Source organism: Pseudoalteromonas sp. NFXS53 (genome assembly GCF_056629255.1).
In genome coordinates this window covers 31,926-55,938 of record NZ_JBWVBR010000023.1, presented here as the reverse complement: position 1 = coordinate 55,938, position 24,013 = coordinate 31,926, and the positions used below count along the sequence as shown (strand labels likewise).

The 24,013-nt window shown below is 43.6% G+C and carries 17 protein-coding genes; 7 read left to right on the top strand and 10 right to left on the bottom strand.

From position 1 onward, the window contains the following. Positions 1 to 10: 10 nt before the first annotated feature. Both slmA and AC1HJP_RS19180 read left to right on the top strand, forming a co-directional pair. Entirely contained in the window at positions 11 to 601 is a 591-nt protein-coding gene (gene slmA / locus AC1HJP_RS19185) for a nucleoid occlusion factor SlmA (protein WP_058028554.1), read from the top strand. Positions 602 to 966: 365 nt separating this feature from the next. Next, entirely contained in the window at positions 967 to 3,723 is a 2,757-nt protein-coding gene (locus tag AC1HJP_RS19180) for a S9 family peptidase (RefSeq protein ID WP_480363158.1), read from the top strand. A gap of 79 nt (positions 3,724 to 3,802) precedes the next feature. Here the strand turns inward: AC1HJP_RS19180 and AC1HJP_RS19175 are convergent, their stop codons facing one another. The 7 genes from AC1HJP_RS19175 to AC1HJP_RS19145 form a co-directional block, all read right to left on the bottom strand. After that, the gene (locus tag AC1HJP_RS19175) at positions 3,803 to 4,288 is read right to left on the bottom strand and encodes a DUF3016 domain-containing protein (RefSeq protein WP_480363157.1); all 486 of its coding nucleotides are present in this window, start codon (positions 4,286 to 4,288) and stop codon (positions 3,803 to 3,805) included. A gap of 114 nt (positions 4,289 to 4,402) precedes the next feature. Then, a complete protein-coding gene (locus AC1HJP_RS19170; protein WP_480363156.1) occupies positions 4,403 to 7,456 on the bottom strand; it encodes an efflux RND transporter permease subunit in 3,054 nt (1,017 codons plus the stop codon). Then, positions 7,456 to 8,520, bottom strand: coding sequence for an efflux RND transporter periplasmic adaptor subunit (locus AC1HJP_RS19165; RefSeq protein ID WP_480363155.1), 1,065 nt, complete (start codon positions 8,518 to 8,520; stop codon positions 7,456 to 7,458). The genes AC1HJP_RS19170 and AC1HJP_RS19165 overlap by 1 nt, the downstream gene beginning before the upstream one ends. A gap of 271 nt (positions 8,521 to 8,791) precedes the next feature. Continuing rightward, on the bottom strand, positions 8,792 to 10,045 hold the full coding sequence (locus AC1HJP_RS19160) for an endonuclease/exonuclease/phosphatase family protein (protein WP_480363154.1): 1,254 nt from the start codon (positions 10,043 to 10,045) through the stop codon (positions 8,792 to 8,794). A 181-nt stretch (positions 10,046 to 10,226) separates the two neighbouring features. Continuing rightward, complete coding sequence (gene groL / locus AC1HJP_RS19155; protein ID WP_480363153.1) at positions 10,227 to 11,873, bottom strand: chaperonin GroEL; 1,647 nt, start codon at positions 11,871 to 11,873, stop codon at positions 10,227 to 10,229. A 46-nt stretch (positions 11,874 to 11,919) separates the two neighbouring features. Beyond that, the gene (locus AC1HJP_RS19150; RefSeq protein ID WP_058028548.1) at positions 11,920 to 12,207 is read right to left on the bottom strand and encodes a co-chaperone GroES; all 288 of its coding nucleotides are present in this window, start codon (positions 12,205 to 12,207) and stop codon (positions 11,920 to 11,922) included. Between the two features lie 149 nt (positions 12,208 to 12,356). Further along, positions 12,357 to 12,899: an FxsA family protein gene (locus AC1HJP_RS19145; RefSeq protein WP_480363152.1), complete on the bottom strand. Its 543-nt coding sequence runs from the start codon at positions 12,897 to 12,899 to the stop codon at positions 12,357 to 12,359. A 188-nt stretch (positions 12,900 to 13,087) separates the two neighbouring features. On the opposite strand from AC1HJP_RS19145, the gene cutA reads away from it, so the two are divergent. The 5 genes from cutA (at position 13,088) to accC (ending at position 17,704) form a co-directional block, all read left to right on the top strand. Then, on the top strand, positions 13,088 to 13,408 hold the full coding sequence (cutA, locus tag AC1HJP_RS19140; RefSeq protein ID WP_058028546.1) for a divalent-cation tolerance protein CutA: 321 nt from the start codon (positions 13,088 to 13,090) through the stop codon (positions 13,406 to 13,408). Beyond that, on the top strand, positions 13,408 to 15,162 hold the full coding sequence (locus AC1HJP_RS19135) for a protein-disulfide reductase DsbD (protein ID WP_480363151.1): 1,755 nt from the start codon (positions 13,408 to 13,410) through the stop codon (positions 15,160 to 15,162). The genes cutA and AC1HJP_RS19135 overlap by 1 nt, the downstream gene beginning before the upstream one ends. A gap of 231 nt (positions 15,163 to 15,393) precedes the next feature. Further along, the gene (gene aroQ / locus AC1HJP_RS19130; RefSeq protein WP_475158384.1) at positions 15,394 to 15,855 is read left to right on the top strand and encodes a type II 3-dehydroquinate dehydratase; all 462 of its coding nucleotides are present in this window, start codon (positions 15,394 to 15,396) and stop codon (positions 15,853 to 15,855) included. A gap of 17 nt (positions 15,856 to 15,872) precedes the next feature. Further along, entirely contained in the window at positions 15,873 to 16,337 is a 465-nt protein-coding gene (accB, locus tag AC1HJP_RS19125; protein ID WP_421965190.1) for an acetyl-CoA carboxylase biotin carboxyl carrier protein, read from the top strand. Between the two features lie 23 nt (positions 16,338 to 16,360). Beyond that, entirely contained in the window at positions 16,361 to 17,704 is a 1,344-nt protein-coding gene (gene accC / locus AC1HJP_RS19120) for an acetyl-CoA carboxylase biotin carboxylase subunit (RefSeq protein WP_138481634.1), read from the top strand. Between the two features lie 76 nt (positions 17,705 to 17,780). Here accC and tldD read toward each other — a convergent pair whose 3' ends face one another. From tldD to AC1HJP_RS19105, 3 genes are read right to left on the bottom strand one after another with little or no spacing between them, the layout of a single operon-like run. Then, entirely contained in the window at positions 17,781 to 19,220 is a 1,440-nt protein-coding gene (gene tldD / locus AC1HJP_RS19115) for a metalloprotease TldD (protein ID WP_475158380.1), read from the bottom strand. Next, the gene (locus AC1HJP_RS19110; protein WP_480363150.1) at positions 19,213 to 20,037 is read right to left on the bottom strand and encodes a carbon-nitrogen hydrolase family protein; all 825 of its coding nucleotides are present in this window, start codon (positions 20,035 to 20,037) and stop codon (positions 19,213 to 19,215) included. The genes tldD and AC1HJP_RS19110 overlap by 8 nt, the downstream gene beginning before the upstream one ends. After that, a complete protein-coding gene (locus AC1HJP_RS19105; RefSeq protein WP_480363149.1) occupies positions 20,037 to 24,005 on the bottom strand; it encodes a YhdP family protein in 3,969 nt (1,322 codons plus the stop codon). Before AC1HJP_RS19105 ends, AC1HJP_RS19110 begins: the two co-directional genes overlap by 1 nt. Positions 24,006 to 24,013: the final 8 nt, after the last annotated feature.

Here is a 24,013-nt window from a genome sequence, read left to right as displayed (position 1 = left end):
AGGACCATTCATGCCAGCGACTAAGCGCAGTAATCGCAAAGAGCAAATACTACAATCTCTCGCACAAATGCTTGAAACCAGCCCTGGTCAACGTATCACAACAGCCAAATTAGCGGCTGAAGTAGGCGTATCTGAAGCGGCGTTATATCGTCACTTCCCAAGCAAAGCCCGCATGTTTGAAGGTTTAATTGAATTCATTGAAGACACCCTACTTTCTCGTATCAACATCATTTTAGATAACGAAAAAGAAACGCAGGGTCGTGTTTATAACATTTTGCTGCTTATTCTAGCGTTTGCAGAAAAGAACCCGGGGATCACACGTATTCTTACTGGGGATGCACTACAAGGTGAACAAGAGCGTTTGCGTGAGCGCATTCAAGGCCTGTTTGAAAAGTTAGAAACCCAATTCAAACAAGTTCTTCGTGAACGTAAACTTCGAGAAGGTAAAGCCTTTACTACCGACGAAGCGGCATTAGCCAATTTCTTCTTGGCTTACATCGAAGGAAAAATGAACCAGTTTGTTCGCAGTGATTTTAAAACCCGCCCAAGCAGTCAATTTGAAGCACAGTGGCAAGAATTACAAAAAATCTGGTTAGCTTAATCGCCAATTAAATTCCAAAAAGCGACAGATGTCGCTTTTTTTGTGTCCACAAATCACTGTTTCACCTCTCATACCAATCCTCTTAATTAAGTGATCTATTTTGAGGCAAGTAAAATTTGTCGGTAGCACCGCTTAGGCGTCCTGCTATCGCTGAGGTACCTACTTCCATGTAGGCAAGGCGAAGATTTTGCTATTTAGTTGTTCTAAATAAGAAATTTTCAACGAAGCTAACGTCAGTTTTAATCCCTCAAAATGATTAAGTATTATTGAGGATTGGTATCTTACTGTTATTGACCGCATCGCCCTTTTGTCTTTACCTGCTGCGTGATAAAAAAAACCTTTATAAGTAAAATTAGGTTTGCACCATGAAGGCGTTCCACTCTCTTATTGCAGCCAGTGTGCTGTGCAGCTTGCCTGTTGCGGCGAAATCAAATCTTGAATTTAAAGATGTATTTGATTTTCGCTATGCACAAGGCCAGCAACTTTCTGAAAACGGCCAATTTCTGACTTTTTCTGCAAAGCCCTATCGCGGCAACAGTGAAGGCTTAGTCTACGATTTAAATACCAACAAGGTCATTGCGCGTGTTCCGCAAGGCACTAAGCCACAGATCAACAAGGCTGCAAACTGGGTGACATTCACCCAAGTGCCTACCCTTTTAGAAAAAGAAACCACCAAGAAAAAAGATAAGAAGAAATTAAAAAATCATCTCATTTTGGTTGATACCCAAACTCATAAGCAAACCACCTTTGCTGAAGTAGTTGATTATCAAATCAGTGATGACGGTAACTGGCTTGCTTATCGCACCAAAGAAAAACCAGAAGGCGATAAAACAGACAAAAAAGACGATAAGCCTGAAAATGAAATTAAGGCAGATAAGAAAGATAAGTTTTACTCACTAGTAATCGTAAACCTGCGTGATATGAGCAAAACTACCATTGAGCATGTTGGTAAGTTTGCACTGAGCCCTAAAGAATATGGCGTTTTATTTAATGTTCACGATGAACATGGCGCAAAAAACCACATTGGATTTTTTGATTTAAATACACAAACGCAAAGCAGTTTATTTGACGAGCCAGGTGTCACCTTAAGCCAAGCAATTTGGCACCCTAACAAGCCTATTGTTGCCTTTAACATGGCAAATTATGTCAACGACGATACTCGCCGTCGCGATCATCAAATTACCCTATGGCACAGCGACACCAATACATTAAAAGAGATTGATAACCCAACAGGGTGGTTCATTGGTAAAACGGCCAAACTAACCTGGTCTGAGCAAGGCGAGCGCTTATACTTCCAAAACCGCCCCCTGCTTGAAGCTAAAGAAAAAGAGCTAAAATACGAAGACGAGGCGTCACTCACTGACTTCGACACCATTCGCGCTCAAAAAGGCCTACAGGTTTGGCACAATAATGATGCTGAAATTAAAACCCGTGAAGCTAAAACATGGCAACAAGCGAACAAAAACCGCCACTATCAAGCGGTTTATCATCTAAATGGTGAGCAAGTTGTGCAGCTTGCTAACGAGCAAGCGCCAAATATTCGCTTAAACACCGAAGCGAACTTCTTACTCGCAAGTAACGATAAGCCACATTTAAAGCGCATCATGTATGAAGGCTTCTTCAACGATTATGCAGCCATTAATGTGAAAACTGGCGAGCAAACCAAGATCATCGAAGGCTCGCCGTTTAGACCTAGCCTATCTCCGACAGGTAGCCATGCTGCATTCTTTAAAGACCAGCAGGTTTGGTTAAAAGACTTAACATCGCAATCTCTGTCACCTCTAACCAAAGCTATCAGAGAGGCGATTTTCGCCGACGACAAGCATGACTACCCGAGCGAGCAACCTGGCTATGGCTTTGCAGGTTGGCAACTTGATGGTTCAGTTGTGTATGTCTACTCGAAGTATGATATTTGGGCGTTCGATGTCAAAACAAAACAAGCAACGCGTTTAACAAAGGGCCGCGAAACAAACACCCAATACCGCGTAAAGTATCTTGATAAAAACCAGCTTGGTTTTACTGCAAACGACACCTTAATGCTGCATACCCACAACACTGAAAATAAACAGTCGGGCGTAGCAACACTCGATTTAGCAACAGGTAAAGTAAAAACAGTGCTAGAAGGCGAAGCCCGCTATGCACTAGTCGCTAAAGCTAAACACGCCGACAAGCTCATTTTCACCAAAGAAAGCTATCATCAGTTCCCTGATTTTTGGCAAACCATCAGCACATTCGCTAAACCTAAAAAAGTGACAAACTTAAACCCACAAGTTAAAAACTTTGCATGGGGTGGCAAGCCTGAATTAGTGCAGTATAAAGGTTATAACGGCGAAGACTTACAAGGTGTGCTAATCAAACCTGCTGGCTATAAAGAAGGCGATAAAGTACCTACGGTGATTTATTTCTACCGCTATATGAGCCAACGCATGTATAACTTCCCGAAAATGGAGTTAAACCACAGACCGAACTTCCCAATGTTTACCTCGAACGGTTACGCATTGTTCTTACCTGATATTCGTTTTGAAATTGGTAAGCCAGGTCCATCATCAACTCAAACCATGATCAACGCCGCACAAAAACTGATTGATATGGGTGTAGCACATCCTGAGAAAATTGGCTTACAAGGCCACTCTTGGGCAGGCTACCAAAGTGCCTTTATGATCACGCAAACCGATATGTTTAAAGCCGTTGTATCAGGTGCCCCTGTATCGAATATGACATCGGCATATAGTGGTATTCGTTTAAAGTCGGGCCTTGCTCGTCAGTTCCAGTATGAAACTGGTCAGAGCCGTATTGGTAAACCCCTGACACAAGCACTCGATTTATACATTGAAAACTCGCCTGTATTCTTTGCCGACAAAGTAAATACACCTGTGCTGATCATGTTTGGTGATGACGATGGTGCTGTGCCTTGGCAAGAAGGTATTCAATACTACCTTGCACTTCGCAGGCATAATAAAGATGCTATCTTCTTACAATACGAGGGCGAACCGCATCACCTGAAGAAATTCCCGAATCAAGTGGATTTCTCAGTCCGTATGATGGAATACTTTGATCATCACCTCAAAGGAAAACCTGCGGCTGATTGGATCAAAAACGGGGTTAAACACCAGCCTGAGTAATTGAAAACGCGTTAAGTAATGCAAATAATAAAGCCTGCAACTGCAGGCTTTATTATTTAGGGCAATTTGGTCTGGCTAACTATGCGTTGGTTTTAATTAACACCTGATCTGCAAACCACTCACTCAATAGCTGTTTTTCATAGTAGAAAGACGTCTCACGACCTCTCTTGATACGATCCATAAAGCTCATATCTTTTAATACTAGCTTTTCAGCACTACTTACCGTCGCGCCTGATTTATCTTGTACGGTATAACTGATGGTCAATCTAGGGAAATAAATTGGCTTTATCACACGTATATCTTGCATATTCATTCTCGCGTCGCCAGCAAGGTCTATGTCATCAAAAGTCACATTCAGTTTGTAACCTTCAGGTAACTGCTCAGCCAGTTTGCTAATATGCTTTTCAAACTGCTTAGCGACACGTTTGTGATATGCGCCTTTCACTTCGTTTCCTGGATAGACATCGCGGTAATCGTTAAAGTCTTTCCAAGTAACTTTCGCCTCTCCAGCAATACTTAAAAATGACATACTCAAAGCGAGTAAGGTGAAACATAACTTTTTCATGATGACCTCCTAAAAGACTTTCGTCTCTATAATGAGCAAAAAAGTGCGTAATGGGAACCTTTTTAGGGCCACAATTACACACTTTTACACTTATAAACGCTAAATTCTAAACTGTTACTTTTTTATACCGAAAAGTAACGCATACAGTACTGGCACAACACCTAAGGTCAAAAGGGTCGAGAACAACAACCCGCCCATAATGGTCAGCGCCATCGGCTCCCACATTTCGCCACCGCCTAAGTACAGTGGAATTAATCCCAAAACTGTTGTCGCGGTTGTCAGTAAAATCGGTCGCATACGCTGTTGTGCAGCATAAATAATGGCCTGTATGGGATTACTGTTATCTTCATCTAACTCCATCTTAATACGCTCAAGCAATACAATCGCGTTATTGATCACGATACCCGCCAGTGAAATCACACCCAGTAACGTCATAAAGCCAAAGAATGACTGGCCAAGTAAGAGCGCAGCAACGACTCCGACAAAACCCAGTGGGATCGTTGTAAGCACAATGACTGACTTACGGATTGAGTTAAACTGGCCAATTAATAAAATCACGATAATAAAGATGGCAATCGGCATCTTATCGGCAATTGACTGATTGGCTTTGCCCGATGATTCGGCCTCACCACCAAGTTCATAGTCATAACCATAAGGCCAATTTGCTTTTTGCTCTTCAAGCCAAGGAACCAGCTGGGCAAATCCTTCATTGGCGGTAATGCCTTCGATTTGCGCCCCAACTTTTACGGCTTTAAGGCGATCACGACGTAAAATCTGGGCGCTTTCCCAAACAACTTCGATGTCAGCAACTTGCTTAAGTGGCACAGAACGGCCTGTTGCTTGTGAATAAACTACCATGGCTTCAAGTTTGCCAATATCTTGCCTATCACCTGCGATTGAACGCAAGGTAATTGGTATAAGCTCGTCACCTTCACGATACTTAGTGAGCTCCATACCGCTTAAACCAGTTTGTAGAGAGTTTGCAATATCTCGGCTAGACAAGCCCGCTCTGCGAGCCCGTGCTTGGTCTATTTTTATCTGCAGCTTTTTAATTGGTAAACCCCAATCATCGCTGATTGACTTTAAGCCTGATGTTTCACGCATTTTCGCTTTTAACTCATCAACAATCCCCATAAGCACATTGATGTCATCACCGAGCAACCTCACTTCAACCGGGTTGGCTATCGGTGCGCCATTTTCGATTTTGCGCAGCTTTAAGAGCAGATCAGGGTGACGTGCTAACGCATACTCTTCTATTTGCTTCATCACCTTATCGATGTGCTTGTACGACGTCGTGGTAATGATCATTAAGGCATAGTTCGAGCTGGTTGGCTCAGGACTGTGTGTTAACAAGAACCTAGGTCCACCGTTACCGATATAGCTTACCCAACCCGTAACACCTTGCTCTGTTTGTTCATTTACTTTTAAGTTGTTAGCAATAAACGACTCCACATCACGTACAACCGACTCTGTCGTAGTAATGCGCGTCCCTATAGGAAGCTCTAACTCAACTTTGAAATAATCACGATCTGACGGTGGGAAGAACAATTTAGGCACATATTGCATACCTTGTATGGCAATAAACAACATACCCACACAACCTAGAACCGTGAACCAACGATACTTAATCAGTCCTGCTAAAATATTTTTATAAGTCAGATAAAAGCCCGTATCGTAATTAGCAGACTCTTTTTTCACTTTCGTGAAGTACACACATAGCATAGGGATCATGGTCATCGCCAATAACCAAGAACATAGCAAGGTAATGGTCACCACTTTAAATAGCGAGGCGGTATATTCCCCCGTCGTCGATTCTGCCAAAAAGATAGGTAAAAATGCCGCGCCCGTTGTGAGAGACGACACCAGCAATGGAATTTTCAGCTCTTGTGCCGAATCAACAGCTGCGTCTATAGCCGCTTTCCCTCGTTCCATCTGAACCATGATATTCTCAGACATCACGATGCCGTTGTCTACCAACATACCCAATGCGATGATCAATGCAGCCAAAGAAATTTGGTCGATGCTGATATTGAAAAACGACATCACCAAAATGCCTAACACCATACTCATTGGAATAAGACTCGCGACAATCAGGCCAGTTCTCAGACCAAGACTAAACAACATGACCACAGTCACGACTAACACAGCTTGTACAAGGTTAGACACAAAGTCCGAGACTTTCTTTTCAACTTCTTTGGGTAAGAATGACAGCAGCTTGAACTCAACCCCAATCGGATAAACCGATTCAAGATGATGCAGAGCATTAATGACTTGTTCACCGAGCAGTAGGTTGTTACCACCTTGACGCATAGAAATGGCGATAGTCATGCCACTTTGCTGGGCAACTCGCACCTTGCTCTTCGCAGGGTCAACATAATCGCGATAGACACGAGCAATATCACTAAGCAAGATCACTTGCTGACTACCCGACACATTGATGATGGTATTGGCAATATCTTCGACTGACTCAAAATTACCACTTGGCTCTAACGCCAAAGTTTCATCTTCAATATAAATTGAACCGCCAGGATTAACGATATTGCGAGCCGCAAGTTGATCTTTTAATTGATTTGGCGTGATACCGAGCGCTGCCATTTTGGCATTTTCAAACTCAATGAACACTCGCTGTTCTTGTATACCAAAGATCTCGACTTTCGCCGCTTCTGGCAAGCGCAGCAGTTGATCTCGCACTTGCTCAGCCACATCTTCCATTTCGCGATAGGTGTAGCCTTCGGCGGTTAAACCAATGACTACGCCAAACACATCCCCAAACTCATCATTGACGATCGGGGCTTGTGCATCACTCGGTAAATCTTTCTCTATCGATTGAATTTTACGGCGCAAGTTATCCCATATCGGCCGCATCTCTTTGTAGCTTTCTTTAATGTTGACACTGACAATCGATACCCCAGTTTTTGAAGTGCTACTGACAAAATCGAGTTCAGGAATTTGCTGTACTACTTTCTCGATTTTATCTGTTACAAGTTCTTCAACACGCTGTGGGCTTGCCCCCGGAAAGTAAGTCACCACTTGCGCAGTACGGATAATAAAACCTGGGTCATAGTCTTTCGGCATTTTGTCAAAGGCGAGTATACCCGACAGTAACAGCACCAAGATCAACACCCATGTGGTGCGATTGTTTTCTAAGGCGAGGCGAGTAATATTCATTACTTACCTCCTGAAAACTTCACTATTTGCCCATCGGTTACCTTGCTCATACCTGCAGTCACTATGAAAGCGCCTCGCTCAACACCTGATATAACAGAAAAGCCTAACGATGAAATTTCGCCAATCACAACAGGAGTTTTTACAATTTTTCCCTGCCCTTCTGCTTGAGGTTCAACAGTCCAAACGTAGTTGCCTTGGTTGTCTTTTAAGACCGTCGCTAAAGGTAGGTAAAGATTTGAATTAGAACGACTTGGTGTCCCCGCCATCACTTTTGCTGTCATACCAGGTAAAATATTGTAGCCATCAGGTGGCAACATGCTGAATGTCACCTCATAAGTTTTTGTCGCTTCATCCGCTTGTGTACTCACTTCAAAAAACTCTAAGGGAAAACGCTTATCTTTAATCGCAGCAAACTCAGCAAATACTTGTTTTGGTGCCTCTTTACTTACACGGATCATGATGCTTTCAGGCACATTCACTTTTAAGTTAATGTGTTTAATATCTTGTAAAGTCGCAATGGCTTGTTTGGCTTGTACTTCCTCAAATTGTTCAACATGGGTGCGCGATACAATGCCAGTGAAAGAAGCCTTTAAGGTGGTATATGCTAGGTTGTTTTTTGCATTCGCTAGCTTAGTTTTGGCACTGGTAAATTGCGACTTTAAGGTGTCGTAATCAGACTGGCTAATGGTGCCAGAAACAATTAACTGCTCTGCACGCGCAAAGTCAGCTTTGGCTTTCTCGTAATTTGCCTGTGCTTCATCGAGAGATAGCTTGTAATCTGTATCATCAATATGTGCGATAAGGTCGCCAACTTGCACCGACTGCCCTTGTTTAACGTACAAATCGGTCACTGTGCCCGGCACTTTAAATGACAAGTCAGCTGTACTTGCTGCATCCACCACCGCTGGGAACTCTTGCAAAGGCCCTTCACTTTGCTCCACAAGTTGTAAAGTTCGAACTGGCCGCAACTGCGCTTTTTTGTCTGACTCTAATTGCTGCTCAGAACAGCCAATTAATATGAGTGCAAATGTTGTAACGAGCAAAAGCGAGTATGTTGTTTTCATTGTCTTATCACCGTGATGTTCTTATTAGACGAAACAGGCTGGAAGGATAGCCTTGTGTTATCTCATTAACTGTAGCTAACTTTTCAGCATTCGTGAGGTAAGCCTGCACTTTTATTAAGCATATCAGACTTATACTTAACCTGGGTTAACTAACCTGAACTTTGGGTAAGAGATTTACTAAAATATGGGTATAAAAAACCGAAGCCTTTGAGCTTCGGTTTGCAAGAAAGTTTCAAAATAAATAATGCGGTGCAAAAATTATTTTATCGCTTTACTTAGTATCGTCAGTTGCCTGCTTATTTAATGTGATATCAGACCAAACCAAACGATGATCTGAGCTTTGCAGACCCGGCCCGACTAGATGATAGTTTGCATCGCTTTTACTCGGCCAAAATACCGCTGTTTGCTCAACCTGAATGCCAAATGTTGATGGGATCACATAATCAGCACGCATCTTCCAATCTGCAGTATGAGTCGCGGCAAACTGATTATTGGGTGCATTCTCAACTGCGCCCACGCTAACAGGCGCGAGCTTGCCATTGATATATTCACTGGCAAATAATTTAGCCATTGGGTTGCCCGTGCCATTGCCTTCATCAGGAGAAGCATTTAAATCTCCCATGATCACAAAGCGCTTGTTCTTGCCTAATCCACCCTTTTGACCTTTATCGTCATAAATGTAGTCAGATGCATTTGGGTTCACATAATCCCACCAAAAACGAATTTCATCATGGTTACGTAAGCCATTGCGGTCTTCTTTACCATCAAACACGGGCGGTGTTGGGTGACTGGCAAGCACATGAATGACTTCATTACCCACTTTTACTGGCACATCCCAATGGCTTTTCGACGACAACCTAAATATTTCAAGCTCTTCATCGCTATACCAGGCTTCGCCTGTCTCTGGGTTTACTGGCAAGGTCACATTGGGCATGTCTTTCCATAAGAACTTTTGAAAGGTGCGTACTTCATCAGTGATGATTGGATGCTGCGATAACAACACCATGGCATATTGGCCCTCAAATACCCCAAAGCCATAAGCGTCGCCACCGCCGACACCCGCTTTGCCGTCATTATTTAAATCAAATTCAGTGACAATACCCGTGTTAGATTCAGCAAGGTAAAAATAAGGGTAATCGATACCTTTTACGCCATTTTGACTGACGTTTAAGTAATTTTTCAGCAGTCCTTTAACCGCACTACCATCTGCCACATAATCGAACTCTGCCAGTAATAACACCTCAGGGCGAACGCGTTGGATAATCTCTGCTACTTTTTTAATTTGTGTATCGTCACCGCTTTGTACATCGGCCAGAATATCGCCGGCATTTTTGCGATTTAAATACGCATTAAAAACCGCAACTCGAAGCTCACCTTGCTTAGCAGGCACACCCAAATCACTGGTTTGACTTTGCGTTTCTTGAGATGACAATCCAGCCGGCTCACCGGTGTTTGAATGATTCACAGAACACCCCGCCACACTTAAACTAGCTAATAAGCTAAACGCCAATACACTTTTATTCATGAGAATATCCTTTACGTGCTGAGCCCGGTTCCCAGCAGTTGTTAGAATTTAAAATCGCCTTAGCGTAAATAGTTAATTCAAATAACTCAACGCATTACGACGAGTGACTAAGCATAGCCCTTAACGCAAAAAACCTCGCAAAAGCGAGGTTTTTTATAAGCGTTTAGTGCTTGGGTTCGGACTACATCATGCCGCCCATGCCACCCATTCCGCCCATGCCACCCATGTCTGGTGCAGCTGGTGCTTCTTGCGGGATTTCAGAAACCATTGCTTCTGTTGTGATCATAAGACCCGCAACTGATGCAGCGAACTGAAGTGCTGAACGCGTTACTTTAGTTGGATCTAGGATACCCATTTCGATCATGTCGCTGTAAGTACCGTTTGCCGCGTTGTAACCATAGTTACCTTCGCCACCTTTCACGTTATTTACAACAACTGATGCTTCGTCACCTGCGTTTGAAACGATTTGACGAAGTGGCGCTTCCATTGCACGAAGTGCTACTTTAACACCGTGGTTTTGGTCTTCGTTATCACCTGTCAGCTCAGCAATCTTGCTTGCTACGCGAACTAATGCAACACCACCACCTGGTACAACACCTTCTTCAACCGCTGCGCGAGTAGCGTGTAGTGCATCTTCAACGCGGTCTTTCTTCTCTTTCATTTCAACTTCAGTAGCAGCACCTACTTTGATTACAGCTACGCCGCCAGCTAGTTTAGCCATGCGCTCTTGTAGCTTTTCTTTGTCGTAATCAGAAGTTGCTTCTGCGATTTGTGCTTTGATCTGCTCAACACGACCATCGATTGCTGCTTGCTCGCCAACACCGTCGATGATTGTTGTGTCATCTTTAGTGATCACAACGCGCTTAGCTGTACCTAGGTCTTCAATCGTTGCTTTTTCAAGCTCTAGACCAATCTCTTCAGAGATAACTGTACCGCCAGTTAGAATCGCGATGTCTTGTAACATAGCTTTACGACGGTCACCGAAACCAGGTGCTTTAACAGCAGCTACTTTCACGATGCCACGCATGTTGTTAACTACTAGAGTAGCTAGTGCTTCACCTTCAAGGTCTTCAGCAATAATTAGTAGTGGCTTGCTTGTTTTAGCAACCGCTTCTAGCGTAGGCAGTAGCTCACGGATGTTAGATACTTTTTTGTCTACTAAAAGAATGTGTGGGTTATCTAGTTCAACTTGGCCTTTTTCAGCGTTGTTGATGAAGTACGGAGATAGGTAACCGCGGTCAAACTGCATACCTTCTACTACGTCTAGTTCGTTCTCTAGAGACTGACCTTCTTCAACTGTGATAACACCAGACTCACGGCCTACTTTTTCCATTGCTTCTGCAATGATGTCACCGATTTCTTTGTCTGAGTTAGCTGAAATAGTACCTACTTGTGCGATTGCAGTTGCATCTGCACAAGGAACTGAAAGCGCTTTTAGTTCTTCAACTGCAGCAACGACTGCTTTGTCGATACCACGCTTAAGGTCCATTGGGTTCATACCCGCAGCAACCGCTTTAAGGCCTTCATTCACGATAGCTTGTGCTAGTACCGTTGCAGTTGTTGTACCGTCACCTGCAGCGTCATTTGCTTTAGACGCAACTTCTTTAACCATCTGTGCGCCCATGTTTTCGAACTTGTCTTCTAGTTCGATTTCTTTCGCTACAGATACACCGTCTTTCGTGATAGTTGGTGCGCCGAATGACTTGTCTAGTACTACGTTACGGCCTTTTGGACCTAAAGTTACTTTTACTGCGTTTGCTAGTACGTTTACGCCCGCTAACATTTTTGTGCGTGCGTCACCTGCGAATAATACTTCTTTAGCTGCCATGTTTTATATTCCTCTAAATTCTGTATGTAAAAACCGTAAGTTCGACTTATTCAACAATACCTAAGATATTGTCTTCGCGCATGATCAGGTACTCTTGACCTTCGATCTTCTCTGTTTTCTCAATGTATGAGCCAAACAGTACAGTGTCGCCTGCTTTTACTTGAAGTGCTCTCACTTCACCATTGTCCAACACGCGACCGTTACCAACAGCAACGATTTCACCACGTGTTGATTTTTCTGCTGCAGAACCAGTTAGTACGATACCGCCAGCAGACTTTGTTTCTTCTTCTAGACGCTTAACAATAACGCGATCATGTAAAGGACGAATGTTCATGTGTGTAGTTCTCCTAACAATTTGAACAATGACAGAATGTTAATTTTCTACCAATTAGCCCAATTGCCTTGGGCTAAAACTTTAAATCTGTGTTGCAACTCTTTATGGGGATGTATTTTTCAAAACCCAAGAGAAAAAATTAAAAAATTTTAATCTTTACGCTTATATTCACCTTCAAAGGTGTTCGAGCCATCAACGTTACGCTCTGGTTGACGAGGTTGTGCGTCTTCAAATGGACGATTCGCTTGCTGCTCAAAAGGGTTGTTTTGCTGCGTGCTTTGTTGGCCGTTTTGACCAAAGCCTGCGCCAAAACCACCACCAAAGCCAGTTTGTACTTTGACTGATGCTTGCGCCAATAACGTTTTAGATAATGAGCGGCGCACAGCTGGGGTTAATAAAAGAAAACCAAGTACGTCTGTCATGATACCCGGCGTCATCAATAACACACCTGCGATGATTACACACAGACCGGTAAAAATGTGCTCGCCCGGCAACTGGCCCTGTGCCATTTGTTGCTGCACATTGGTATATGCACCTAAACCTTGTTGTTTAACACACTTAGCACCGATGATGGCGGTAATAATGACTAATGCGATGGTCGCAAACCCACCAATCACATCACTCACTTGAATAAGTAGCGCAATCTCAATAATGGGAACCACAATAAAAAGCAAAAATAAAATACGGAACATAGGGTCTCCTAAAGTCAATGAAAGAGAAATATGGCTAGTTCGGTCTATTTTCAAGTAATCTGGCGCAAAATACACCTTTATATAGCAACTATATTGTAAGTTTGCGTAAACGAGCGTTTGGGCTAGCCCATTCATTGCGCTAGTATGATACGTGGTTTTGGTGAACAGGTTTTAGAGAAAAACACCTTATGACAAGCGATTATAAAATTGTACTCACTACATGTGAGACTAAAAATGACGCGCGCAAACTTGCTGCGATACTCGTTGAAAAAAAATTGGCTGCCTGTGTAAACATTTTGCCCGAAGTGGAGTCTGTGTATGTATGGCAAGGAAAAGTTGAACAACAAACAGAAAGTAAACTTTTCATTAAGACCAACGTACAACGCTTGGAAGAATTAATGGCATGTATTAAATGCCACCACAGCTATGATGTGCCTGAGATCCAAGTTCTTGATGTATCGACTGGCAACCCTGACTATTTTAATTGGATAAATGAGGTACTGAGTTAATGCGCATAGTGGCATTTTTGCTTTGCTTGCTGTTTATGCTTCCCGCACAGGCAGCGAACAACACGGTGTTAAATAGCCTTTTAGCCCCAAAACAACAAACCTTCTTACCGGTAAACGAAGCTTTTCAGTTCGATTTCGATCAACAAGGCACCATTTTATTCACTGGCTGGGACATTGCACCTGGTTACTACATATATAAGCATAAGCTCGAGATCATTGCGAAGAATGCCAAAATCAAAGTGCCGGAACTCGACCCAGGTGTTGAAATAGAAGATGAGTTCTTTGGTAAGACCGAAGTGTATTTTGATGAGCTGGTTGTTGTTTCTAGACTGAGTGAAATTGGTGAAGATGCCGTCGTTAAAATTCGCTATCAAGGCTGTGCCGAAGCCGGACTCTGTTACCCACCTGAAGTGATCACTATTCCGCTTTCGATGCTGAACAAAGCATCAGATAAGCCAAGTAAAACCACTGAAACGGCTGCACCATCAAGTAATAATAGTAACGACTTCGTCAATAAGCTCGCAGAGCAAGACTTTTTAACCAACCTTGCGGTGTTCTTCGGAGTTGGTGTGCTACTGGCGTTTACGCCATGTGTGTTTCCTATGTTCCCTATCTTGTCGAGCTTGATTGCGGGTCAATCAAAGTTATCGACGAAAAAAGCCTTCGCACTGTCATTTGTTTATGTGCAAGGTATGGCTGTCACTTATGCTGCGCTTGGTTTAGTAGTAGCTGCGGTTGGTGGGCAAATTCAAGGTTACTTACAAAGCCCTGCGGTACTGATTAGCTTCAGTTTACTGTTTGTATTATTGGCTTTTGCCATGTTTGGTTGGTACGAGATTAAACTGCCAGAGAAGTTTATGACGCGTTTAACTAACGTCAGCAACCAACAAAAAGGGGGTAACTATACAGGCGTATTCTTTATGGGTGTGCTTTCTGGTTTAATTGCTTCACCGTGTACCACGGCTCCGCTCTCTGCCGCCCTACTTTATGTTGCGCAAAGTGGCGACTATCTCGTGGGTGGTTTAACTCTCTATGTGCTAAGCCTTGGCATGGGTCTGCCACTGTTACTATTGGGAACTTCTGGCGGTAAATTGCTGCCTAAAGCAGGCGCTTGGATGGAACAAGTGAAAATGCTGTTTGGCTTCGTAATGCTTGTAGTGCCTTTAGTTTTGTTAGAACGTATTCTTGAATGGAATACTATTCTTTTACTTGGCAGCGTATGGCTGGTTATAACCGCGCTATTTTTGCACCATTGGCAAAGCCAAGAGCAAGCCAGTAAGCTTAAAACAACACTTTGGGCTGCTGCCGTGTTATTCATGATAGGTGGTGTTTTAACGGCAAAGCACGTCTTAATGCCACCAGCGGCGGTCACAGCATCCGATGGTAAGTTTGAGCAACTGCCTGATTTAGCTGCCCTGCGCGAAGCCGTCGCGCAGGCTAATCAGCAGGGCAAAATTGCCATGGTCGACTTATACGCCGATTGGTGTGCCGCCTGTAAAGAGTTTGAGAAATACACCTTCTCTGATGACAAGGTAAAACAAGCATTCAAAAACTTCTCTTTATTAAAGCTCGACCTCACCGTTACCAATGAGGTGAGTAAAGAGATTTATCAAACCTTTAATGTGGTTGGTTTACCTGCCATCTTATTTTTTGATGCGCAAGGCAATGAGCTAAGCAATTTACGGATCACCGGCTTTCAAAGCGCCGAAGAGTTTACCGCCCACCTAGAAAAAGTACGCCAAACCGTACAATAAGCATACAAAACTTAGGCTGTGAGCTGATAAATTAAGCTCGCAGCCTAGGCTATTGACCTACCTCTTCACCCTGCTGATTAGACCAGTATTTTGCTGCTATTTAACACGAACTCTCTATAATAGTCTGCGAACGTGAGAAAAAGTTGCTATTTTCAATCGAACGGCTTAGTTTAACGAACTGAATAGAGTGAATTTTTAGTTTGTTATAGCTTTTAAGGAATTTCGCGAATTATGTCTGCAAAATTTAAGATTTTAGTACTCAATGGCCCAAACTTGAATATGTTAGGCCGTAGAGAGCCGGAGAAATATGGCTCACAGACTTTGTCTGACATTGTGAACAACCTTGAAAAGCAGGCTGAGCAACTGAATATCACGCTGACACATGTACAAAGTAACAGTGAAGCAGAGCTAATAAATACAATTCATGATGCATGGCAAGCTATCGATGCCATTATCATTAATCCTGCCGCTTTTACGCATACCAGTATCGCTCTACGCGATGCGCTGTTAAGTGTCAGCATACCGTTTTTTGAAGTGCATATTACTAACGTATATGCACGTGAACCTTTTCGTCATAAGTCTTATTTTTCTGACGTGGCTGAAGGGGTGATATGTGGATTAGGCGCACTAGGTTATGAGGCAGCATTAAATGCCGCTCATCATCTACTGCACAACAAAAATAACGCAAATTAACTAACAGGCGGGCCATTATGGACATTCGCAAAATTAAAAAACTTATCGAATTAGTAGAAGAATCAGGTATTGCAGAGCTAGAGATCACTGAAGGTGAAGAGTCGGTACGTATTAACCGTCACAGCAGCGCTCCAGTTATCGCAGCACAACCACAGCATTATGCTGCAGCACCTGCACCTGTAGCAGCGCCTGCGGCGGCACCTGCGCCAGCAGCTGAAGCGGCTCCGGCAGCAGCGGCAGAGCCTGCAGGCCATAAAGTACTTTCTCCGATGGTTGGTACTTTCTACGCAGCAGCTTCTCCTGAAGCACCTAAATACGTTGAAGTTGGTCAGTCTGTAAACGTTGGCGACACACTATGTATCGTTGAAGCGATGAAGATGATGAACCAAATCGAAGCTGACAAAGCAGGTGTAGTTAAAGCTATCCTAGTTGAAAACGGTGAGCCAATCGAGTTCGACCAACCACTATTCATCATCGAATAATCACGCAATAGAAGGCAAATGCTATGTTAGACAAAGTAGTCATTGCGAACCGAGGTGAAATTGCACTTCGTGTATTGCGTGCCTGTAAAGAGCTAGGTATTAAAACGGTTGCTGTACACTCAACAGCTGACCGTGACTTAAAGCACGTGCTACTTGCAGACGAAACGATTTGTATCGGTAAACCAGCAGCGTCTGAGAGTTACTTAGATATTCCTCGTATTATTGCTGCGGCTGAAGTAACTGACGCAGTTGCAATTCACCCGGGCTACGGTTTCTTATCTGAAAATGCTGATTTTGCAGATCAAGTTGAACAAAGCGGCTTCGTATTTATCGGTCCTAAAGGCGACACAATTCGTCTAATGGGTGACAAAGTGTCAGCCATCGAAGCGATGCGTAAAGCGGGTGTACCTTGTGTACCAGGTTCTGACGGTCCACTGACTGAAGACAACGAGCGTAATGTTCAAATCGCTAAGCGTATTGGTTACCCGGTAATCATCAAAGCAGCAGGCGGCGGCGGTGGTCGTGGTATGCGTGTTGTTCGCTCTGAACAAGAGTTAATTGATTCAATCGCATTAACTCAACAAGAAGCAAAGCAGTTCTTTGGTAATGGCATGGTTTACATGGAGAAATTCCTTGAAAACCCTCGTCACATCGAAGTTCAAGTGTTAGCTGATGGTCAAGGTAATGCAATTCACTTAGGTGAGCGTGACTGTTCAATGCAGCGTCGTCACCAGAAAGTCGTTGAAGAAGCACCAGCGCCAGGTATCACAGCTGAAATGCGTAAGTTCATCGGTGACCGTTGTACACGTGCATGTATCGAAATCGGTTATCGCGGTGCGGGAACGTTCGAATTCCTATACGAAAATGGCGAATTCTACTTCATCGAAATGAATACACGTATTCAGGTAGAGCACCCTGTAACTGAAATGGTTACTGGTGTTGACCTAATCAAAGAGCAGTTGAAAATCGCTGCGGGTCAACCTCTGTCAATTACACAAGATGACGTTGTGATAAAAGGTCATGCAATTGAGTGTCGTATTAACGCAGAAGATCCTGTGAGCTTTATTCCTTCACCGGGTAAAATCACACGTTTCCATCCTGCAGGCGGTTTAGGTATTCGTTGGGACAGTCACATTTATGCTGACTACAGCGTACCACCACATTACGACTCAATGATCGGTAAACTTATCACTTATGGTGAGAACCGTGATGTTGCGATTGCACGCGCACGTAATGCATTAAATGAATTAGTGATCGATGGTATTAAAACCAACACACCATTACATAAAGACATCCTAGCGGATGAGCATTTCCAAAATGGTGGCACAAACATTCATTACCTAGAGAAAAAGCTAGGTCTTCAATAAGACACTGCTTTTACAAAAAAACCGATATCAATGATATCGGTTTTTTTATGTCTTTAATTCGAAACTAAACTATTGCTTAAGCTGTACCACCGACTGTGATTTCGTCGATTTTCAAGCTTGGTTGGCCCACACCAACCGGCACACTTTGACCATCTTTACCACATACGCCGACACCTCGATCTAGCTCTAAGTCGTTACCGACCATAGAGATCTTATGCATTACATCTGGTCCATTGCCGATTAAGGTTGCACCTTTAATTGGTTGCGTGATTTTACCATCTTCGATTAAGTAGGCTTCAGAGGCTGAGAATACAAACTTGCCCGAAGTAATATCGACTTGACCACCACCAAAGTTTGACGCAAATACACCTTTTTTCACGGTACTGATGATCTCTTCTTGGCTGTGCTCACCCGGTAACATATAGGTATTGGTCATACGTGGCATAGGTAAGTGCGCGTAAGACTCGCGACGACCATTACCGGTTGGAGCCACACCCATCAGCCGCGCATTCATCTTATCTTGCATATAGCCTTTCAGAATACCATTCTCAATAAGCACGTTATAACCCGCTGGCGTGCCTTCATCATCTATGTTTAAGGAGCCACGACGGTCGGCCATAGTGCCATCATCGACTACTGTACATAAGCTAGAAGCAACTTGCTCGCCCACTTTACCGCTAAATGCCGATGCGCCTTTACGGTTAAAGTCGCCTTCTAAACCATGACCTACCGCTTCATGCAACAGTACGCCCGGCCAACCAGCACCCAATACAACCGGCATAGCACCTGCTGGTGCGTCAATCGCCTCCAGGTTTACCTTTGCCATACGAACCGCTTCTTTGGCGTATTCCATCCAGCGAGGCTTGCCGTCAACTAGCTCTTTAAAGTAGCCATAATCTAGACGTGCACCGCCACCTGCACCGCCACGTTCACGGCGGCCATTCTTCTCAAGTAATACAGAGCAATTGAGGCGGATCAGCGGACGAATATCGGTTGCAAAAGTACCGTCACTGGCTGCCACTAACACTTCTTCATAAACAGCAGACATCGAGCTGACAACCTGCTGTGCATCCGGCGCAAGCTCACGAATGTAGTTTTCAATCTCTTTTAATAGTGCAACCTTATCATTATCACTCATGCTGGTGATTGGCTGTAATGGTGCAAATTGCTGCTTTGCTGAGACATCACTAAATACTTGTACTGTTTTGCTTTCACCCGCTTGCGCAATACTACGCGCCGCCATTGCCGCTTTATTTAATGCTTCAATATTGATGGCATCTGAATATGAAAAACCCGTTTTCTCACCTGATACCGCACGTACACCGACACCACGCTCGATGTTATAACTGCCTTCTTTTACTAGGCCGTCTTCTAGCACCCAAGTCTCGTTATAACTTGATTGAAAGTATAAATCTGCGTAATCAACTTGATGTTGGTGAATATAGCTTAGAGTTTGCTCAAGTTGCTCTCTGGTAAGCTGGCTATCCGTTAATAAGTTCTGCTCAACATTATTCATAAAACGTGCTCTTAAATCGGTTATGTTGGTGCACAGGTAAACTGGCACGAACTTGTTGGAGTTCTGATAAATCTAGCTGACACTCTATGTTTGTCAGCTCAGTTTTGGCATTCGCTAACACCTCACCCCAAGGTGAGATAGCGACACTGTGCCCGTAAGTCGCTCTGCCATTGTCATGCTGCCCGACTTGTGCTGCCGCCAGTACATAGCATTGTGTTTCTATAGCTCGGGCTTGTAGTAAAGGCAACCAATGCGCTTCGCCAGTGACTGTGGTAAATGCGCTGGGGACTAAAATGATATCTGCACCCAGTGCCATCATCTTCTGATAAAGGCCTGCAAAACGCACATCATAACATACACTTAAAGCAATTCTGCCAAAGGGCGAATCAACTACCACCACATCATGGCCCGCTTGGGTAAACTTGGACTCTTGATAGCCACCACTGCCATCTTGTACTTGCGCATCAAATAAATGGATCTTGTTATATTGCGCAACAACCTCACCCTGCTCATTAAAGAGTAGGCTGGCAGCATAGTATTTACCAGTATTTTCAGAGGGTAATGCAATGGTGCCTGCCGCGAGCCAAATATTAAATTGACGACACAACTGCGCTAACTTCTCAACCCAAAGGTGGTTGCTTTTGCTCTGTTCAAGCGTTATTGCGCCGTCTTTGTTAAAACATAACCAAGTTTCTGGCAAACAGACTAAAGTCGGTTGTTTTAAATTTGCTTGGGTAAGTTGCTGTTGCAGGTAGTTGAAGTTTTGCTCTGCGCTCATGGTTGAGCACATCTGCACAATAAAGGCTTGAGGATGCATTAATTTCCTCCTTCATTCGCTTTATCTTTGTTTTTGCTTTGTACGTTTTGTTGTGTTTTTAATGGGGTTTGACTTGTCTCTAACTTCTCAACCATAACCGGGCTGGCACTCGAAGAAGGCTGACTTACGGCCTCACCTTCAACAACTGGCTGCGAAGCAGGTTGCTCACTCGGTGCTGGGGGTTCACTTTGCGCAGGCTTAGGGATCTCGATTTCGCGACTCTTTCTGTCGATCTCCGTCACCACAGGCTCTTGCATGGTACCTGTGACTTTAAACTTAATTTCAGAAATAACCCTTGCCGAGTGTAATACTTGGTCGAGTGCCAAAGCGGCAATACCCGTTACTGGATTCACCATCCACCCCACAATCACAGGCAAACTCGACGTCACCTGAGGCGCAACCGCCAAATCATAGTTAATTTCTTGAGTGTCTAAATTGGCAAAGCCTTGAATGGTCAAATCAGCGGGAACCCCGTCCATTTTTGTGTCTTTGGTGTACGCGATCCCTTCTGCGATTTGCATGCTGCCTTCCATACTGTTGTAGAAGAAGCCTTTTGAGAAGACATCACGAAAATCGAGTTTTAGTTTACGTACTAGCGAGTCTAAACTCAGTAATGAGAACACACGTGCGCCTTTGTCACTGATCTCAGATAAATGACCTTCGCCTAACTCCCATTGAATGTCTCCCGCTAGGCTAGGCACATGGACTTTATAAGGCGCGCCTTGCCAACTCAGCTGATAGTGCATATTGGCTTTTGAATCTTTAATTGACGAGGTTAAGTCGAACTCTGAAAGCAGCTCACCAATATCGCGACTATTCATGATGCCGCTGATCTCAGTCATGCCGTCTTGCCAACTACCTTGACCTCTAAATACATGATCTTGCTTATCAACCACTAACTCTGAAATATTAAACTTTTCCCCATCACCAAACATAGACAATGACACTTTATCTAGTTGGTAGGTTTTCACTTTACAATCAGCACACAACATCTCAATAGCAGGCATACGGGTGAGCCATTGTAACGACTCAGCACTGTCAGGTTTTGACGGAATTGCATCAGGTTCTGCTTCAGGCACATTTAAACGTAAATAATCACTGTCTATCTGGATAGGTCGACTTGAACCACCTTCTGGAACCGCGACTGTCGCACGTAACTCTTTAGCATTGAGACGGATTTGTGTGCCTGTTGCAACTGGCTCTAAACGCATTTCAAAATCGTTAAACGGTAAGCCTGAAATTGTTAACGCATCAATTTGCGCGGTAATTTCGTGGAGCTTTGGCAACATACTAGGGTTGTCTGAAGGCTGAGCGCTGATCTGAATTAATCGATCAATAAAATCTATCCACGGTACCAATGCTATTTCTGGTAGCTCAATAGACACCTGAAAATCTTGTTGCGCTAAGCCTCGGTCTTGTCGTGCTGCAATGATATGGGTATTGCTAAAACGACCGGTTTCATTTTCTAAAATGGCATTAAAGAATAGCTTTTCTTGAATACTCGCCGTGATAAGGTTTGAAATGTCGTCGCCACGTACTTGACCAGATAAAGGCCAACTGGTTTCAGCTTTTTTGCTGTAAGGCAATGGTAGAGAACTTTCTAAGCCGATTAAGTCCGATGTGAAGTTAGCGTTATATGTAAACCCTTGTGGTGCAAAGTCTAATGTAACTTGCGTGTTTAAGTCGGTTGTTCCTGCTAGGTAACCGTCCATGATCCCATGCCCATAAGGTAATAGCTTGTCCGTACTCGCTTTAAGTAACGTATCTATTTCAACCTTGTAAACTTGTGCCTGTGATGCGCCATGTACAGACAAGGTCAGAGGCATCTCTAACCAAGAAGCGGTCGCCGACTTTAAATCTATAACCTCATCATCAAATGTTAATGTCCCCCTTACCTGATTTAACTGCATGCCCGGTTGAGCCAAATAGACTGAGTTATCATCCAATAGCACTCGACCTGTGGCGTTTACAGCGAGACTTTTTAGGTCAATATCAAGTAACACATCTCCCGTCACCGAGCCTTGTGCTTGTACAACATCAAAGACGTTTGTTAAGGGGTCTTTTAAAGGCGTTTTGGCAAAAAATGCACCTAAGCTTTGTGCTTGCGTTGTTTGTTTGATATCGACTGTGAGGCTATTTGCCTGTTCTAAATTTGCCAGACTCACTTGCACACCACCGTCAATAGACTGATTGATCAGCTTGCCCTCATCAACATAAATGTCCATGCGCTCGTTGACAAAATGCAGTGTTGCAGCCGCGTTTTTGACTGCCGGCCACTCGGGTGCAAAGGCAAACTCTGTCTGGCTGAGTTCTGATAGAACTTCGAATCTACCTGTTTTATCTATATGTGGAAAATCTGCTAACTTGCCAGAAAGCAACACTTGAGAACCCAGATGCTGACCCGCTTTAATCGCATCATTTAAGTAGTTGATGAGTGACTCAGCCATTAACGTCTGTGGAAAATAGTTCTTCGCGATTTGCCCGTTGCCACCTTTCACTTCAACGTATAAATCAAGCTCAGGCTGTTCAAGTAACCGCAACTGCATTTCTGCTGCGAGGGTTAAATCTTGATTATCTAACCAGATAGAGTCACTGGTAACACGCCAATGACCATTAAACTTATCTATATCAAAACGCCCAGCTAACTGCTCATAAGCAATCGGTTTGGCAAACATATCCGCAGTATGTAATTGCCCTTGTTGCGAATAAAGCTCTATGACTGCCTGCTCACCTATCGCTTTCACTTCTAATCGCAGCGGCTCAGTGGCTGGGATACCTCGGGCATACTGCCATTTTAGTTTGTCAGAGTAGAGCCACACTTTTGGTGCAGTATTGGTTTCAAATTCTAACTTGCCTTGTAGTGCTCCCTCTGGCGCTAACTCAGCAATTAAGTCTGTATTTGGTAAATTGGTTAATTGAATAAACTCTGAAATAAGTGGTAAATCCAATCCCTTAAACCATACGGATCGGCGCTCAGCCAATTCAGCAACTATCGAAATATCAGTGTAAGCAAGATTATTACGGGTAAAGTTAATCTCTGAACTTTGTAACGACCAACCTGATTTGCTTGGCAACATCAAGCTTTTTGCCTGCATTAAGCTAAGTTGCTGTGCTTGATTATCTTGTTGCCAATGAATATGGCTCGGCTGCATATTCAACTGAATGTTTTTAACCTTACCATGTGCCAATGACATCCACATTTGACCGTTGATATCGGTGTGTAGGTCTTTTTTATTTTCGTCTAAATAAGGCGATAGCCAATCTTGCAGATCTACTTGGGAAGCTTGAAAGTAAACCTCTCCAGCTAATTCAGCCAATGTCTTACCCGTTAAGAGTAAATCAGCACTTAATTGCCCTTCGGTGAGCCCGGGGATCCCAACCACACCTGTGCCTCGGTGTGCCAACACATTGTTTTGCCAAATCACATCCTCAAGAAGTAAGGTATGCTCTTTGCCATTGCGCATCGTGAGGTTGAGGCTACTATTTTTGATTGCAAAGTGCCCTGATTCCCCCAGAAATAAGCTTTCTATTAATGCCTGTTGTTCAAACTCAGTGTCGCTTTGTTGAGTTGAGATATCTAGTGCATTTAAATCGACATCTGCAGCAAAGCCTTCTAAAACAAAATAGTCAGATCTGAATTGCAAAAAGCGTAATGACTCAATGACGTTAATTTGTAGGCTGGTGTTATCGATACGAAGTCGAATTGGTGAATTGTTGTTATCGTCAAAGGTGACGTCTTCAAGCACCAAGGCAGGACCTACGCCCTCCCAACTCGCAGTGATTGAGCCGATACGTAAGTCGACATTAAACTGCTCATTGATAAGTACTTCTAGGTCATGTTTATAGTCATTCGCGTAAGGCAGGCTATAGCGAAAAACAGAAACCAAAACGGCAAGCAAAACCAGTGTGACAGCAATCAGTTGCCACACTTTTCGCAAACAAAAAAAACAAACCGCTTTGACTTGCATGGGTGTTT